This is a genomic window from Photobacterium rosenbergii, from assembly GCF_003026455.1.
Taxonomy (GTDB): Bacteria; Pseudomonadota; Gammaproteobacteria; order Enterobacterales; family Vibrionaceae; genus Photobacterium; species Photobacterium rosenbergii.
On the sequence record NZ_PYMB01000037.1, the window covers coordinates 1 to 16,393 of the forward strand.

The following is a 16,393-nucleotide window of genomic DNA, read 5'->3' on the forward strand; positions in this document are numbered from 1 at the left end:
CAGTTGGCCGGTGCTATGGTCGATGTCGATGTCAGTGACCAATCCCAGCAGCAAGCATTTGAGCAGCCGGCCGAGAGTTCTCTTGTGATGCAGCCGATAGCTGAAGGGACCGACTGGCATGACTCAACCGATCTCTTATCAAAGGCGGACCAATACCGTCTCACACGTATGGTGTAAGGAAAATAAATAATGGCTAGAAACAATGTAATGGGCACAAAAGTGATTATTGCAGCGATGGCTGCCTCGGCGCTGATTGCCTTGTCTTCGATCGGTACCTACGCATTTATCGTCAATGATAACTCGTCCGAATTCAGTATTTTTGCTCGTGCCGACAAGGCCAACCGCGCCCACTTTATGAATTTGGATAAGTTTGTCATTTCTGTCGATGGCGAAGAGCGTACCCATTACCTGATGCTGGAATTGGCACTGAAAACCAACTCGCTCCAAGCCCATGATGAGCTGATTGAATTCAAACCGCTAGCACGCAATGTCTTACTGAAGATGTTTAGCCAAAGCACTTATGAAGACCTGCGCAAAATGAATGAAATCGATAGCCTTCAGCAACAGGTGATGGGGCAATTGCGTCAGGTGTTGGCCATCAATGGTTACAACCACCAGATTGAAGAAGTGTTGTTTACCAAGCTCGTGCTGCAGTAAGGGAAGGGAATCATGTTAGAAGCACAGCAGTTACCGTTAGAGGATGAATATGCCCAGTGGCATAACCAGCCGTCGCAAAACAACGAAGAACAGATTTTGCGTCAACATCTCGGGTTGGTGAAGCGGATTGTCCAACAGCTACATCATCATGCCTCTGGTTGTATGGGGCTTGATGATATGGAGCAGATAGGCCTGCTCGGCTTGTTGGAATCAGTGCGTCGGTATGGCGAGATGGATGACAACTTCCGCTTCTTTGCTGCCCGCCGTGTTCGTGGTGCCATCTTGGATGAGTTGCGTCGTCGTGACTGGCGTCCTCGTCAGTTACGTCAACAGGTACATGAACTGAATAAAGTGACCAAACAACTGACCAAGCAGCTAAAACGCCAGCCTTCCGAGCAGGAGTTGGCGGCGGCACTGGAAATCAGTTTGGATGAATGCCACCGACTCCTGTTTGCCGCTCAGGCTGAGGAGCTTTATAGCCTTGAGCAGTTGTTTGAAGCTGATAGCTCAAGTGTCGATTTCGGTGAGAATGACAGCAACATGCAGCAGATGATCAATGATGACTTGCTCAAACATGTGCTTTCACAACTGCCCAAGCGTGAACAGCTTATCCTCGATTTTTATTATCAAAAAGAACTCAGCCTCAAAGAGATAGCCATCGTCATTGGCCTCAGTGAGGCCCGTATTTGTCAGCTCCATAAGCAGGCAGTAAAGCAACTCAATACCATGATTAAGAGCATGTTGTAGGAGAAGTATTATGCAAAAAATTATCGGTGTCTTAATCATTGTGCTCTGTGTATTCGGTGGTTTTGTCCTTGCTGGGGGATACCTCGGCACCATGTGGCAGCCTGCAGAATTGATGATTATTCTCGGCGCTGGCGCAGGTGCACTAGCTATCGGTAACCCGCACCATGTGATTGTCGATATGTGGCACCAGGCCAGAGGTGTCGTTGCCAAGCGTGACGAGCGTAAGCTTTACCGCGAATTACTATCGTTGATGTATCACCTACTTGAGCAGGTACGCCAAAACGGTATGCGAGTGCTAGATGAGCATATTGAAGAGCCTCATCAGAGCAGTTTGTTTTTGAGTTACCCGGAAGTGCTGGAGTACCCGAAGCTGGTCACTTTTATTACCGACAATTTCCGCCTGATGGCAATGGGTAAAATCAGTGCCCATGAACTTGAAGGTATGTTGGAGCTCGAGCTGGAAGCTATTGAAGAAGAGATGATGGAACCGTCCCATTCGATGCATCGAATTGCGGAGGCTATGCCGGGCTTTGGTATTTTGGCGGCGGTTATGGGGATTGTGATCACCATGACCAACATCGATGGTGACATGGCGCAAATCGGTATCAGTGTCGCCCACGCCTTGGTGGGGACATTCCTCGGTATTTTCTTCTGCTATTGTGTTTTTGATCCATTGAGTTCGGCCATGGGCAATCAGGTAAAACGTGAACTTTCGGCTTTTGAATGTGTTAAGGCAATGATGGTGAGTTACACCGCCGGTAAACCTGCGATTGTCGCCGCCGACTCGGGCCGGAAGTTAATCATGCTGGATGTGAAGCCGACTTTTGCCGAAATGGAAGGTTGGGTGACGCAACAGGTGTTCCAATGATCAGAGGTAATAATACCGACACCATCATCATAAAAAAACGCCGAGGGCGGGGAAGTGATGCCCGCCATGGTGGGGCGTGGAAAGTCGCTTTTGCCGATTTCACCTTGGCGATGATGGCGTTTTTTATGGTGATGTGGGTGCTGCAGGTCACCACTGACGATGAGAAAAGCCGGATTGTCGGCCGACTCAGTGGCGGCCAACAGAATGTGATCCCCAATGATGATATGTTCATGGAAAATAGCCCGTTTGTGGTCGACTTGGGTGGTGCATCACTACCCGGTATGCAGAGTGAACAGCCAAGTAACCCTTATAACCTGGGTAACTCCCTGACAATTAATGTTGTTGGCGGTGATGGCGATAGTTTTGGTGGTTTGGGAGAAGAGGGACCCTCTCTCGTTGCTGGTCGCTATGAAACTCATGAAGACATGGTGGTACTGGGTGAACACCTAAAAGGTGTCAGTGATTTCCTATCCGCCAGTAGCCAACTAACGGTTGAAGCGGTGCCGCAAGGGCTTCGGGTGTTGGTAAACGATGACAATGAAAAGCCGATGTTCAAACTGGGTGGGGCAGAGCTGACGCCGTTTTTTGAAGATTTACTGCTGGCGATTGCTCCGACCTTTGCCACCATTGAAAACCCGATTATGATCTCGGGCCATGCGGATGCCAGTGGGTTTAGCCGCAGTGCTGCGGGCAATAACTGGTTGTTATCAGGCCAGCGTGCTCAACGGGCGAGAGAAGTGTTGGAGTTTGGCGGTATGCCAAGCGATCGAGTGGCACAGGTGATAGCAATGTCCGATACCATGTTGCTGGATCTAGATGCCCCTTATAGCCACCTTAACCGCCGGATAGAAATTTTGGTGTTGACCTCGGACACCGAACAGCAACTGCAGCAATTGTTTGGCCGTGATGGGGACGGATCCTCTTTGGAGGCAGCAAAGCAGGCTGCCTATGCCAATCAGCCGATCAGTTAAAGCCATCAATTTGGCTTAATAAGAAAAGATAAGTCCAACGTCAGCGCTAGGTGGACAGTCCAAGCCAGCTCCTCACCAAAGAGGGGCTGGCTTTTTTACGCCTGTTATCAAGGCTTGTTCTGGATAAAAAGAGGGGGCAGATAGTTTATCTGCCCCCTCTATATAAAGTCTGCCTAGTTAACTAGCAGGCTTGTTTAAATCATCAAGGTTGAAGAAACAACACCGATAAGGCCCGCGCTTGCCAGTACTGTTACGGCTTTCTCAGCCATACGGCCATTGCTTTCAGCCGCTTTACCGAACATCGCGAAGACAAACGGGTGAACCAGGAAAGTCATAGCAAAGGTAAAGGTGATAAGGCTAGCGGCTGCTGAACCGAACATCCCTTCCTGCACTGCGGCAAACAGACCGAAGTGGGACAGGCCAGATGCTGCCGACATTGATGCATGCTCCAAAGACATACCGGCTAGGCTTAGCAGCGTAAAGCTACCGAATACCGCCATGATCTGCCAGCCAAGGGAGAATAGCATTAGGCCTTTGACTTCTGTTTTCTCACAGCCGTTGGCTGAGCGTAGGTTTTTCAATGACAGGATGACAAACACGGCACCAGCTGCTAGTAACGGAAGCGTCCAACCGACCATTAGAGAGCCACGTTCTGCACTTGCTGCCAGAATCGTAAAGACGAAGATATGGCCAGCAAACGGGATGTTGATCATAATCGGTGCGCGGGAAGCCGCAGTACGACCGAAGTCACCAGCAGTACAAGCACCGGTCAGGCCAGAGTGAGACAAGCCGCCAGCTAGGCCAGGTGCTAGGTTACGGACGTGGTTTGATTTGCCGACAAAAATCAGTAGCGCTAGGCCACCAAACATCCAGAAGATCTGACCCGAGAAACCGTACACGATAACACTTTGTAGGCCTGGGATACCAAAGGCTTCAACCATGTGAGAACCACCAACCAGGAAGCTACCAGCAAGTACTAGCGGAATACCGGCAAACAGCAGTGCATTCATTGTCGGGCCATGCTTCCACTTAGGCAGTACTGCGCCCAAACCAGAAGACAGGATCATCGCAAAGAAGATTTGCGGAAGACCAATCACTGACGACACAACGTTTGACAGCCAAAGCGAGAGGTTCAGTACCACAATAATCGCAACTACTTCAAACAAGCCCTTGCGGATGTACTGGCCTTTGTTCGAGATCACGGCCTTACGGTCAATGAGGATAAAGGCTAATGCTAAACAGATGTACGATAGCAGTAAGAAAGAGTCGCCAAGGGCAAAGTCTGTTGTGCGGTCAGAAATCAGCACATCAGCAGTCTGGATACCGATAAGTAGCAAGAAGGCACGGATAATATACGTAAGCTGTGTGCTGCTTGTACCGTGTACGACCTCTTGGGCTGAAGGGGAGAAGAAATCACATTCTTCATCAAAGTCTTTTTTAGACAATAGACGGCGGATTTCTTGGCCACCAACGAAGAAAGAAGCGATCAATGCAATCACGGTTGTCTGGCCAATCAGCGCAACAATAGGGAACTGTTCCAGTCCCGGTGTCGCCATATCACTGTGAACCAGCAATGAGCCTAAAGCTAGGCCGAAAACAACGATAACTAGCAGCGAGGAATATTTTGTTCCTGCGACCAGAGTACGGGCAACCAGTACCATAATTGTTAGGGCGGCTATCGCGATAACAAAATGGTTAAAAGCATATAGATGGGAAACTTGTTCCATTTTAACTCCAAAAACTCTTTCGAACTGCTCACAGGCACGCCTCATGTGCTAGGCACATAAAGTGCTAACAATGGGGTCAGTTTGGCTGTGGGCGAGTGATATGTCCGTTACTGATTAGGTAACTACCTGTGGGGCAACATTTTCTGCAACTGGCGTTGGCGTCGTTGCATCGTTGAATAGGGCACGAAGGGCTTTCAACACTTCCTGGCGAGATACCACACCGACATATTTACCGTTTTCCATGATCGGTAAAATCTGCGGTTTGTTCACCTTGATAGATTTAGCTCGCTCTTCCAGCGATAAGGTTGTCATTTGCGTTGCGTAGCCCATTGCTGTTGTTGGGTATAGTTGTTCCTTGTCCAAAGCAAGAAACTCAAGAGCGTCTGTCAGGCGGTCTTCGATATCCATCGTGACCAAATCGGTTTTCATCAAGCTGCCTACTGTTACATCTTCATCTGGCAGGTAGTCTTGGCACCACATTTCTACCATGATGTCGTGAGCAGATAGGAAACCCACTAACTGGCCGTTTGCATCGCAAACAGGTGCACCGTTAATGTGGTTTTTAGACAAAACATCAATTGCCGCAGGCAAACTTGTTTCGATACTCAACGTCGGGGCTTGCGTATTTACAATGTCTCTCACTGTAAGTAAAGCGCTCATAACAATCTCCTAAAATCAAAATCAACACTGTTTTAGTAACTCGCCAAGAGCCGTAAAGGGGCTCATTGAGCTGTTGACGGGAATGTTACTCAGCACCGGTGCATTAGTAAAATTGATTTTATTTAGAGTGTCATTCAATTTTAATGATACTTTGTTTGTAAATGTTTCAGAAAATGTCGCCTGAAAATTCAATCAATTAAGATGATAAGGAGAAATAGGCTTTTATTAAGTGGGGTTATTTGCCGAAGGCTGGTGTGGAGGTCTATCTTTATCTGGCTGCAAGCCGTATCAGGAATACTGATTTTAGATGCGGCCTCTGATAAGTAAAAATGAATCAGGATATTATCCTTAAAAAGAGGTGATTTCAAATATGTAATACCAATGGGCAATTGCTTACAGTTTTTAAGCTGCTGAAAGGGAAATTGCCACTAATGGATAAGTTGTTCGCATTACCCGGCAGTTAAAACTTGATACAATATTGGTTGTTTATTTAGCTATCAGGTTTATTGATTGGCAAAAGTAACTGGATGTTTCGGCAAATATACCAGTGACTTGGCCTTAAAAATGATAACTATCGACATCCAGTCCCCCTGTTGTATATCTAGGAGTCAAAGTGCGTTATTCGTTGAAACAGTTATCAGTGTTTGATGCGGTCGCTGAATTAGGCAGTGTTAGCCAAGCAGCTGAACGATTAGGGGTGACCCAGTCAGCGGCAAGTATGTCGCTAAGCCAATTGGAAAAGCTGCTGGGGCGAGACCTTTTCGTACGTCAGGGCAAGGATATGCGCTTGAGCCACTGGGGCAACTGGTTAAGGCCGAAAGCACGCCGCTTGTTGCAAGATGCTGAACAGATTGAAGCGGGCTTTTACGACCAGCACCTATTCAGTGGCAGTATTACCATCGGTGCCAGCCAGACGCCGGCGGAGCACCTAGTGCCGGAGCTTATCAGTATTCTTGATACTGACTTCCCAGAAGTCCGTACTGGGCTGGAAGTGAAAAGTAGCCAGGGCATCATCGAAGGGGTGCTGAATTATAAATACGACATCGGCATTATCGAAGGCCGTTGTGATGATAACCGTACCCACCAGGAAGAATGGTGTCGGGACCACCTAGTCGTCGTCAGTGCTGCTCATCACCCTTTTGCGAAGAACTCTCGAGTGAGCCTAGCACAGTTGGAACAAGCCCAGTGGGTATTGCGAGAAGGTGGGGCGGGAACGCGTGCTATTTTCGAAAGTGCCATGGTGCCGCTGATCCCGGATCTGGATGTTTGGCGTGAATATTCCCATGTACCGGTTATCCGCTCCATGGTTGCCAATGGGCACTACCTAACTTGCCTACCTTACCTTGATGTCGCTCCGTATATCGAGCGGGGTGAGTTGGCCGCACTGAATGTGCCTGAACTAAAAATGGACCGCGCAATTTCCTTTATTTGGCGCAAAGAGATGGGCGATCATCCGTTGTTGGAGTGTATCAAGCGCGAAGGCCACCGGATGATGAAGAACCATAAGCTAAAGAGCGTTTGACATCGCGATGCCATCTTTCTAGTTAGGAAGAAAGCCGTGTTGGTCGTAACTGGATCAGCGAGAACAACTGGATCCGATAGATAAGCCCATCAAAATAAATGACCCAAGTACCGCCTAGCGACTTGGGTTTTTTATATTCAATAAGTTTCATTTTTATTGATAGGCACCATCCAATTAACTAATAAATCAATAAGATGCCTTTTTACTCACCAAACCGATTATATTTGTAGTGGAGACGTCGTTTGATATGGAGGCTTGGTGGTAAGAGTTGATGTATATCCACTTATAAGCAATAAAGTGCCTATCAATTTTTCTGATATAGCCTTTTAGTTGCCTTGTCTCATTTTGCCTGAAGATATTTTGTTTTCGCCAAGATCAAAAAAGGAGAACCGTCGTTCTCCTTTTAATATTCAGTATCCGAATAAGTGTTAGTAAATCACTTTTGCCTGCGTATAGCTGCTGATGATTTCTTTCACTTTCTCCATCACTTCTTTTGATGGTGGTGAGACGCCTGTTAGTGGGTAGTCAAAGCCCATCGCTTCCCACTTGTGCTCGCCAAGCTGGTGGTAAGGCAGCAGCTCGACTTTCTCGATGTTGTCCATATCCTTGATGAAATCACCCAGTAGATGGGCAGAACGCTCGTCATCGGTATAGCCTGGGACAACAACGTAGCGGATCCATGTTTTTTGGCCGCGCTGGTGCAGGTAACGGGCAAAGTCCAACACGCGTTTGTTCGGTACGCCGACAAGGTTTTGGTGGATACTGTCATCTAGTTGCTTGAGATCCAGCATCACCAAATCAGCAACATCAAGGACTTCGTCAACAACATCAGTATGTTTGCGGATATAGCCGTTGGTATCTAGACAAGTGTGGATACCTTCATCTTTGGCTGCACGGAAGAAATCACGCACAAACTCTGGCTGCAGCATAGCTTCACCACCTGAACAGGTGACACCGCCGCCCGATGAGTTCATGAAGAAGCGGTATGATTTCGCTTCGTCAATCAACTCTTTAACCGTGATCTCCTTACCATCATGAAGATCCCAAGTGTCTCGGTTGTGGCAATACTGGCAGCGCATCAGGCAGCCTTGCAAGAAGACGATGAAACGAATACCTGGACCGTCGACGGTACCACAGGACTCAAAAGAGTGGATTCGACCTTTTACTGACATTACTTAGCTTCTCCGCTTTGGGGCGTGTTTTACCTGTCATTTTATTACAAAATGGACAGTCAAAGTAGCTAAAAAGCACCAAAAAAGTAAGGATACTACTCAAGATATTACAACGAGGCGCAATGTTGCTTTTCATTCCAATCATGGTGCCATTGCTTCAATTGCTCCACCGGCATCGGGCGCCCGATAAAGTAACCTTGGGCAAAGTGGCAACCCATTTGGCGTAGGGCCTGCCATTGATAGGTACATTCTATCCCTTCAGCAATGGTGCTCAGTGACAAACGGTTGGCGAGCAATAGGCTGGCTTCGAGAATGGCGGCTGCGGTTTTACTTTTGGGTAAGGCCTGAATAAAGCTCATATCCAGTTTCAGCGACTCGAAAGGCAATTGTTCAAGCTGTTTCAATGAAGAATAACCTGTTCCAAAGTCATCAATGGACAGTTTGAAACCGTACATCCCAAGCCTGGATGCGGCTTCTAGGCTTGGCCCGGTATGCTCAATAGCGTCTGATTCGGTTATCTCGAATGACAGCGTTTGGCTTATGGTCGGAAAACGTTGCTGCAGGGTGATCACTTGGTCGACGAAACCTTCGCTAATCAGGGTACGGGGAGTGATATTGACCGCTACTCGTCGCCCTGAAAAGGCCGGCAAGTTTGAGACAACATGATGAATTGTCATCATTGCCAATTCATGTTCCCTGCCCATTTCTTCAATGACAGATAGGAACCGGGCTGGTGGCAGCAGGCCCATATCGGGATGCTCAAGCCGGATAAGGGCTTCGTTACCACGCCACTCACCGGTGCGGATATCAACAATTGGCTGGTAATAGGGCACCAGCCATTGATGTTCGAAAGCCATGTTTAACACTTGTTCAGAAAGCACATGGACTGAATGGGGGGCTTGTTCCGGTTGCGGGGTGGACAAGTACTGTTTCGCTAGCCCCAGCAAGGATTGAATATGTTCATGCCGGGCTGGCTTTTCAAGGCACCCAATGACCTTCAGCTGGTAGCTTTTACACATTTGGCTGACAGATTTAATTACGTCTGGGCTAGCTGCACTGGAAATGATGATAGCGCCGTTGAATGACAACTTGGCCAGATGACTCAAGAAAGTGATACCGTCCATCTCTGGCATGTTTAAGTCACACACCAGTACATCAGGTAGCGTGATGTTGATTTGCGCCAAGGCTTCCTTTCCTGTTGAGGCAACACTGACACAACTGTCAGTTGCGGCACGTTCAAGTTGGTTACGCAAAACCTGTTGCTGAAAAGGGTGATCTTCAACGAGTAGTATGTTCATTAGAATTGTTTTACCTGACGTTTTAAATCATCGATCATTGTGTATACCGGCTCTAGTGATGAGGGTACGACCTTATCCGTTGTGGCCAGCTTTTCAATGGCTTCGCAGTGATCGGCCATTGCACTGTATTCCATCATTCGTGCCGCCCCCTTCATTCTGTGGCTGACCAACCGGGTTGCATCGCTGTCACGGTTGCCGATAGCAAGAGCAAGCGTTTCCAAGTCATCTAGGCAGCTAGTTATATACTCTCTAATGAAGTGTATGCCTGTCTCTAAATCGCCAAACATTGCTGTGATTTTGCTGATATCCAGTGGCCCTTGTGGTTGCCCTGTTAACTGGGCCTGTCGTTCAGCGTCGGTAGTGTTGAGTAAAGGCTGACTATTATCGGCTTTATCCCGCGAATTCTCTCCTATCCAAAAGTTTAGTTTATAAGAAAGCGTTTGCATAGTGGCAGGTTTGTTCAGGTAATCATCAAAACCATATTGTTCAATATGGGTTTTGGCATCGCCTGCCGTGTTGGCTGTCAACGCAATGATGGGGAGTTGGTAATACCGGGCTTTTTCGTCGCCAGGCTCGTTTTGTTTTTTCCGTATTGCTTTCACTAGCCCATAACCATCTAACTCTGGCATGTGACAGTCTGTGAGTAACAAGGCATAGGGAGCAGTTTGAAGTGCCTTTAATGCCTGCAAACCGTTCTCGACAATATCAGGGAAAAAGCCGAGCTGTTGTAATTGTTGCTTGATGATTTGCTGGTTGATAGGGTGATCCTCGGCAACCAGAAGCAAGCGGTTTTGGGCGATGGCTGTTTTCCTATCCATGTTGCTACCTGTTATTGGCTGTGCCTGTGCAGGTTGGAGCGGGACTTGTGTTGGGGTATTGGCAAGAGCGTGCAGTATTTGCTGAGGAACCAGCGGGCAACGACCGATACTCCAACCCTGTAAGCATGGCACTGCAGACAGTAGGGGGCTATCAGCCAAAAAGATGAACCTTGCCATAGTGCTTAGCATTTTGCTATCGGACTCTATATCTGTCTGCCAACTTTGGGGTAGGAAAATGACATCATACTGCTTTGTAAGTAGCTCTTGGATGACATGAGATGAAAGATCTTTGTCATCAAGGGCTTCTACTTGGCAGTGCCAGTATTTTAGGTAACTATCAAGCAGTGCCCTGTCATGCTTTTCGATGCCAATAAGCACACAGCGCAAACCGAGTGATAACAGGGGTTGCAGGGCGAGGCGTTTGGCCGGCAGGGTAAAACTAAAGCTTGCACCTTCACCTAACGCACTCGTAGCGGTGATATCACCTCCCATAAGGTGGACCAGTTGGCGGCAAATAGACAGGCCAAGCCCAGTGCCATTGAAACGTCGCTCACTGCTGGCATCGGCTTGTTCGAATGGTTGAAATAGCTTGCCGAGATCTTGTTCACTGATACCGATACCGCTATCAGAAACCGTGATTTTCAGGGTCTGTTGTTGCTGTGTCTGCTCGATGACATCAACGGCAAGGGTGATCTCTCCCTGCTCGGTAAACTTGGTTGCGTTATTGAGCAAATTATTCAGGATCTGCTTGATACGAAGCGCATCGCATTCTAACTGGTCATCAATATTGGGGGCCAGCCAGAGCCGGAACTGAAGGCCTTTTTGGTTGGCATGGATGATATGTGGCTGGATCAGTTCTGAGATCAAATCGGGTATTGCACAAGGGGCAGGGGATAGGCCCAGCTTACCCGCTTCGACTTTGGAAAAGTCCAAGACGTCACTGACGATATTGAGCAGGTTTTTAGCCGACAGCTCAAGGTGGTCGTGTAACCCCCGCGCATGGGTGTTGTGCCGGGTATGGGGCTCCAATAACTCAAGCAAGCTCAGAATACCGCTGATCGGGGTGCGTATTTCGTGACTCATCATTGCCAAAAAACGGGATTTGGCTTGGGTTGCATTTTCCGCCTCGAACCGGGCTCGCTCCAACTCGAGTTGTTGCTGTTTCATAGCCGTTATATCAATAAGAATACTGGTCCATTGCCAGCCCCCACTGACTTCAATCACTTGGCTGCGGATTTCCAGCCAGCGTTGTTGGCTAGCCGCAGACTCAAGCTGCAACTCAGTCTGCCAATAGCCATGCTTGACGGCGCGTTGGATGTCACCAAAGAGTTTCTTGTGATCACTGCGCTGGCGAAGCAGCGCGGTGAGTTGTTGTGGGTCGGCCTTGAACTCATCTGCCGTGATCCCGGTTAGGTGGCGGATATTTTCACTGAGGAACAAAATACTGATGTCATTGGGATCATCACTGCGTTGCAAGTGCTGCATTAAAATCCCATCAACATTATTGGTTAGATAGGTGAGCTTTTCCTCTATCGCCTTACGCTGTTGAACTTCGCTGGTGAGTTTTCTGTTCCAGTAGGTAAAGGTGGCAATAATCACACCGATAAGCCCAAGCAGCGAGAAGATCCAAAGTGCGAGCCTATTGGCGGAAATACCGCTATTTAAGGTTACTGTGCGCCATTTATGTTGAATATCCGTGAGCTTTCCCGGAGAGATATTGGCCATGGTTTTGTTGATGATACTGGTCAGCAGCATATTGTCTTTGGCAATAGCAAAACCAACCGGCAGGCTGCTGTTATCCAGATCAGAGGCAATCACCCGGAGCTTACCGAGGTAATCTCCCTGTAGCAGGCGCGATGCACTGGAAAGAGAGATCACGGCATAGTCAGCCTCACCCTTGATAACGGCTTGCAGGAGGGGCTCGTTATCACTGTAGATAATAATCGGGTTGCTGCTGTATTGCTCACGGATCAGGACTTCACCGAACTTCTGCGCCACAACAGCAATTTTGGCGGATTTGCGGATAAACTCTTTGGGGTTATCGACCGCTGTTACCATGACCCATTTTTCTTCGCTGTAGGGTTGGGTGCAATTTAACGATTGAAGCCTTTCTGGGGTACACGTGACCGCTGCAACCGCATCTATACGGCCTGCATTCAGTTGGGCAAGGATGTCACTGAAGTCACTGTTTGCGATGGGGACCAGAGTGAGGTTGAGTTTCTGGGCGAGGATCCGCAATACATCCGATGATATGCCGCCAAGTAGTCCGCTTTTATCGGTAAATTGGTAAGGGAAATCATTGGGGTGATAAGCGACCTTGAGGGTTGATCGTGATTGGACCCACTGCGCTTCTGTTGGGGTCAGGTGTAATAAGTCCTGATTGGCGATTAGCTGTTGCTGTTTATCCGATAGCCAGGTGTCATAAATGTTGTCGAGTCGCTGTTGGGGAATATTTTCCAGCCCTTTATCCAGCATTGTTATCAGCTCGGTTTTTTCTTTATGGGCAGCGATATATAGCCGCTCGTAGGGGACATCCTCAAGGTAGTTTATCGAGTATGGCTTACCCGTCTTGTGATGGTTCTTCATGTCATCAAGGGTAATCGCATTTCCCACATAGGCATCAGCCTGTCCCTGTATTACCGCATTGAAAGCCAATTCACTGGAGGGCATAGGGGCAATGATTGGCTTATTCCCAGTCATCTGTCTGATCTGTTCGTCAATCGCAAAACCTTCTTCGATAGCAACAATCTTATGATCCAACTGGTGAATGCTGCGCAAGTTCTTGGCTTTACTGATAGCCGCCATGGGGATAGTGACCAAAGGTTTGGAAAACAGCATGGTCTGTTGGCGGTTGAAGGTCGAAGATACGCCAACCAACAGATCAATTTCATTGTTATGGAAGGCATTAAGAACATCAGAAAAAGTGGGGTAGACGAAGGTGTCCGTTTGATAGCCGCTCTGTTGGGTAATTTCATAGACAAGGGAAGGGAGCAGGCCTGAAACATGACCTTTGTGGGAGACAAAGGTGAATGGAGCCCAGTCAAAAGCGGGATAGCCGATACGCAGGGTTTTCTCCGTGGTTAGCATCGGTGCTGTTTGGGGAGGAGCAGCCCAAGCATTCGTTACAGCTAACCATATCAACAGTGTACAGAGCTTTTTAATCACAGCTGAAAGGCTCCTTGAGGTTGAAAGCCATACACTGCGTGTTGAGCAAGTTGTTTTGTAAGCGGCATGTTTTTCTTTTTCTTAATATGAGCCTGGCTTGTTCCAACCAGTACCGACTTTATGAATTTAATGATTAGGCGTGAATGGTAAATAAAAATGCATGCTGTTGCAATACGCCGTTTGGTATATTGAGAGTTAGCTAGGAGGGGGCTTATCTTATTGATAGTACAGATGTGGAGATAACAAAAAAGCCGATCTTTGCAGATCGGCTTTTATTATCATTGCCAATAAAGGCTATGCACTAGGCTCTATGGATTATAGAGACTCAGTGAAAGTACGAGCGATAACGTCTTTCTGCTGTTCAGCAGTTAGAGAGTTAAAGCGTACAGCGTAACCAGATACACGGATAGTTAGCTGAGGGTACTTCTCTGGGTGCTTAACTGCGTCTTCAAGAGTTTCGCGGTTAAGAACGTTAACGTTCAGGTGCTGACCACCTTCGATGCCAGCTTCGTGGTGGAAGTAACCATCCATTAGGCCTGCAAGGTTAGAACGCTGAGTATCCTGCTCTTTACCTAGTGCGTTAGGTACGATAGAGAAGGTGTAAGAGATACCGTCTTTCGCATCAGCAAATGGTAGTTTACCTACTGAAGTTAGAGACGCTACCGCACCTTTTTCGTCACGACCGTGCATTGGGTTAGCACCTGGTGCGAATGGAGCACCTGCTTGACGACCGTCAGGCGTGTTACCAGTCTTCTTACCGTATACCACGTTTGAAGTGATAGTCAGGATAGACTGAGTAGGAACAGCGTCACGGTAAGTCTTAAGCTTACGGATCTTGTTCATGAAGCTAGTAACAAGCTCACAAGCGATGTCATCAACGCGAGCGTCGTTGTTACCGAACTTCGGATAGTCGCCTTCGATTTCGAAGTCGATTGCGATGTTGTCTTCGTCACGTACTGGCTTAACTTTAGCGTACTTGATAGCAGCTAGTGAGTCAGCAGCAACAGAAAGACCAGCGATACCACAAGCCATAGTACGGCGAACGTCACGGTCGTGTAGAGCCATAAGCGCTGCTTCGTAGCTGTACTTGTCGTGAGAGTAGTGGATTGCGTTTAGTGCAGTCACGTACTGCTTAGCTAGCCAGTCCATGAAGCTGTCTAGGCCAGCGTAAACTTTGTCGAAGTCTAGAACTTCGTCCATCATTGGCTCAGTCTTAGGACCAACCTGTAGCTTAAGCTTCTCGTCCACACCGCCGTTGATAACGTATAGAAGAGTCTTAGCAAGGTTTGCACGAGCACCGAAGAACTGCATGTGCTTACCGATAACCATTGGCGATACACAACAAGCGATAGCGTAGTCATCGTTGTTGAAGTCAGGACGCATTAGGTCGTCGTTTTCGTACTGGATAGAAGAAGTATCGATAGATACTTTCGCACAGAAACGCTTGAAGCCGTCAGGTAGCTGCTCAGACCATAGAACAGTGATGTTCGGCTCTGGAGAAGGACCCATAGTGTATAGCGTGTTTAGGAAACGGAAGTTAGTACGCGTTACTAGCGTACGGCCGTCAACACCCATACCACCCATAGATTCTGTTGCCCAGATTGGGTCGCCAGAGAATAGCTCATCGTACTCAGGAGTACGTAGGAAACGAACCATACGTAGTTTCATTACGAAGTGGTCGATCATTTCCTGAGCTTCAACCTCAGTGATCTTACCTGCCGCGATATCACGCTCAACGTAGATATCTAGGAAAGTAGAAGTACGGCCTAGAGACATTGCTGCGCCGTTCTGAGATTTAACTGCTGCTAGGTAACCGAAGTATAGCCACTGGATAGCTTCTTTCGCGTCAGTTGCAGGGTTAGAAATGTCGAAGCCGTATTTAGCTGCCATTTCTTTCATCTGACCTAGTGCACGGTGCTGCTCTTGAAGTTCTTCACGAAGCTGCATAGTCATCTGCAGATCTTCGCCAGACTCTAGTTTCTCTTGAGTAGAGTGGAACTGAGCAACTTTTTCCTTCATTAGGAAGTCGATACCGTACAGTGCAACACGACGGTAGTCACCGATGATACGACCACGGCCGTATGCATCTGGAAGACCAGTTAGAACACCAGATTTACGACACTTAAGGATGTCTGGAGAGTAAACGTCGAAAACGCCTTGGTTGTGCGTTTTACGGTACTCAGAGTAGATCTTAGAAACCTGTGGGTCTAGAGTACGACCGTAAGCTTTGCAAGAACCTTCGATCATGCGCACACCGCCGTTAGGCATGATTGCACGCTTAAGCGGAGCTTCAGTCTGAAGACCAACGATAGTCTCTAGATCTTTGTTGATGTAACCTGCGTCGTGAGCAGTGATGGTAGAGATAAGAGAAGTATCGAAATCAACAGGAGCGTGAGTGCTGTTTTCCTGCTTGATACCTTCCATTACCTGATCCCAAAGCTTGTTAGTTGCCTCAGTACCTTCAGTAACTAGGAAAGACTCATCACCCTCATATGGAGTGTAGTTTTTCTGGATAAAGTCGCGAACGTTAACGTCGTTCTGCCATTCGCCTTCAGCGAACCCTTCCCAAGCTTTAGCAAATTGCTCTGCCATGACATACCTACCTTTTTAGTAGAAAAAACACGTACTGCGGTGACTGTTGAGCCAGCCTCACCAAACGGTGAACAGTACACTTTTATTAACAATAATACGGATAACCAAAAAACGTGTCAGGATAGTGATGTTTTGGTTATTCGTATTAGTGCTAAAAGCACCAATTGATAGGGCAGTGCAAGCACTGCCCTCATTG

The 16,393-nt window shown here is 47.8% G+C and carries 11 protein-coding genes; 5 read left to right on the top strand and 6 right to left on the bottom strand.

What is annotated here, in order from left to right:
* The first annotated feature begins 189 nt into the window (after positions 1-189).
* Genes C9J01_RS27790 through C9J01_RS27805 form a run of 4 tightly spaced genes read left to right on the top strand, consistent with a single transcriptional unit; the run spans position 190 to position 3,243 of the window.
* Positions 190-657, top strand: a complete 468-nt coding sequence (locus tag C9J01_RS27790) for a flagellar basal body-associated FliL family protein (protein ID WP_107301310.1) — start codon at positions 190-192, stop codon at positions 655-657.
* A gap of 12 nt (positions 658-669) precedes the next feature.
* Positions 670-1,404, top strand: a complete 735-nt coding sequence (gene fliA, locus C9J01_RS27795; RefSeq protein ID WP_107301311.1) for an RNA polymerase sigma factor FliA — start codon at positions 670-672, stop codon at positions 1,402-1,404.
* A 10-nt stretch (positions 1,405-1,414) separates the two neighbouring features.
* Positions 1,415-2,272, top strand: coding sequence for a flagellar motor stator protein MotA (gene motA / locus C9J01_RS27800; RefSeq protein WP_107301312.1), 858 nt, complete (start codon positions 1,415-1,417; stop codon positions 2,270-2,272).
* Positions 2,269-3,243 carry a flagellar motor protein MotB gene (locus C9J01_RS27805; protein WP_107301313.1) on the top strand — a complete coding sequence of 325 codons (975 nt, stop codon included), beginning with the start codon at positions 2,269-2,271 and terminating at the stop codon, positions 3,241-3,243. The genes motA and C9J01_RS27805 overlap by 4 nt, the downstream gene beginning before the upstream one ends.
* Positions 3,244-3,437: 194 nt before the next feature.
* On the opposite strand, the gene C9J01_RS27810 is transcribed toward C9J01_RS27805, so the two are convergent.
* Positions 3,438-4,970 carry a hypothetical protein gene (locus C9J01_RS27810; RefSeq protein WP_107301314.1) on the bottom strand — a complete coding sequence of 511 codons (1,533 nt, stop codon included), beginning with the start codon at positions 4,968-4,970 and terminating at the stop codon, positions 3,438-3,440.
* Positions 4,971-5,084: 114 nt separating this feature from the next.
* Entirely contained in the window at positions 5,085-5,630 is a 546-nt protein-coding gene (locus tag C9J01_RS27815) for a CBS domain-containing protein (protein ID WP_107301315.1), read from the bottom strand.
* A 613-nt stretch (positions 5,631-6,243) separates the two neighbouring features.
* On the opposite strand from C9J01_RS27815, the gene C9J01_RS27820 reads away from it, so the two are divergent.
* Positions 6,244-7,152, top strand: a complete 909-nt coding sequence (locus C9J01_RS27820) for a LysR substrate-binding domain-containing protein (protein WP_107301316.1) — start codon at positions 6,244-6,246, stop codon at positions 7,150-7,152.
* 428 nt (positions 7,153-7,580) lie between these two features.
* Here the strand turns inward: C9J01_RS27820 and pflA are convergent, their stop codons facing one another.
* The 4 genes from pflA to pflB all read right to left on the bottom strand — a co-directional run bounded on the left by pflA (position 7,581) and on the right by pflB (position 16,197).
* Positions 7,581-8,324, bottom strand: a complete 744-nt coding sequence (gene pflA, locus C9J01_RS27825; protein WP_107301317.1) for a pyruvate formate lyase 1-activating protein — start codon at positions 8,322-8,324, stop codon at positions 7,581-7,583.
* Positions 8,325-8,431: 107 nt separating this feature from the next.
* On the bottom strand, positions 8,432-9,622 hold the full coding sequence (locus C9J01_RS27830) for an EAL domain-containing response regulator (RefSeq protein ID WP_107301318.1): 1,191 nt from the start codon (positions 9,620-9,622) through the stop codon (positions 8,432-8,434).
* Positions 9,622-13,605 (bottom strand): transporter substrate-binding domain-containing protein, encoded by a 3,984-nt coding sequence (locus C9J01_RS27835; RefSeq protein WP_107301319.1) that lies wholly within the window; start codon positions 13,603-13,605, stop codon positions 9,622-9,624. Before C9J01_RS27835 ends, C9J01_RS27830 begins: the two co-directional genes overlap by 1 nt.
* A 315-nt stretch (positions 13,606-13,920) precedes the next feature.
* Positions 13,921-16,197: a formate C-acetyltransferase gene (gene pflB, locus C9J01_RS27840; RefSeq protein ID WP_107301320.1), complete on the bottom strand. Its 2,277-nt coding sequence runs from the start codon at positions 16,195-16,197 to the stop codon at positions 13,921-13,923.
* Positions 16,198-16,393: the final 196 nt, after the last annotated feature.

Excerpts from the sequence above, each read along its gene's own strand:
- C9J01_RS27830 (WP_107301318.1), bottom strand. The coding sequence starts at position 9,622 with ATGAACATACTACTCGTTGAAGATCACCCTTTTCAGCAACAGGTTTTG.
- C9J01_RS27805 (WP_107301313.1), top strand. The coding sequence starts at position 2,269 with ATGATCAGAGGTAATAATACCGACACCATCATCATAAAAAAACGCCGA.
- pflA (WP_107301317.1), bottom strand. The coding sequence starts at position 8,324 with ATGTCAGTAAAAGGTCGAATCCACTCTTTTGAGTCCTGTGGTACCGTC.
- motA (WP_107301312.1), top strand. The coding sequence starts at position 1,415 with ATGCAAAAAATTATCGGTGTCTTAATCATTGTGCTCTGTGTATTCGGT.
- fliA (WP_107301311.1), top strand. The coding sequence starts at position 670 with ATGTTAGAAGCACAGCAGTTACCGTTAGAGGATGAATATGCCCAGTGG.
- C9J01_RS27790 (WP_107301310.1), top strand. The coding sequence starts at position 190 with ATGGCTAGAAACAATGTAATGGGCACAAAAGTGATTATTGCAGCGATG.
- C9J01_RS27815 (WP_107301315.1), bottom strand. The coding sequence starts at position 5,630 with ATGAGCGCTTTACTTACAGTGAGAGACATTGTAAATACGCAAGCCCCG.
- pflB (WP_107301320.1), bottom strand. The coding sequence starts at position 16,197 with ATGGCAGAGCAATTTGCTAAAGCTTGGGAAGGGTTCGCTGAAGGCGAA.
- C9J01_RS27810 (WP_107301314.1), bottom strand. The coding sequence starts at position 4,970 with ATGGAACAAGTTTCCCATCTATATGCTTTTAACCATTTTGTTATCGCG.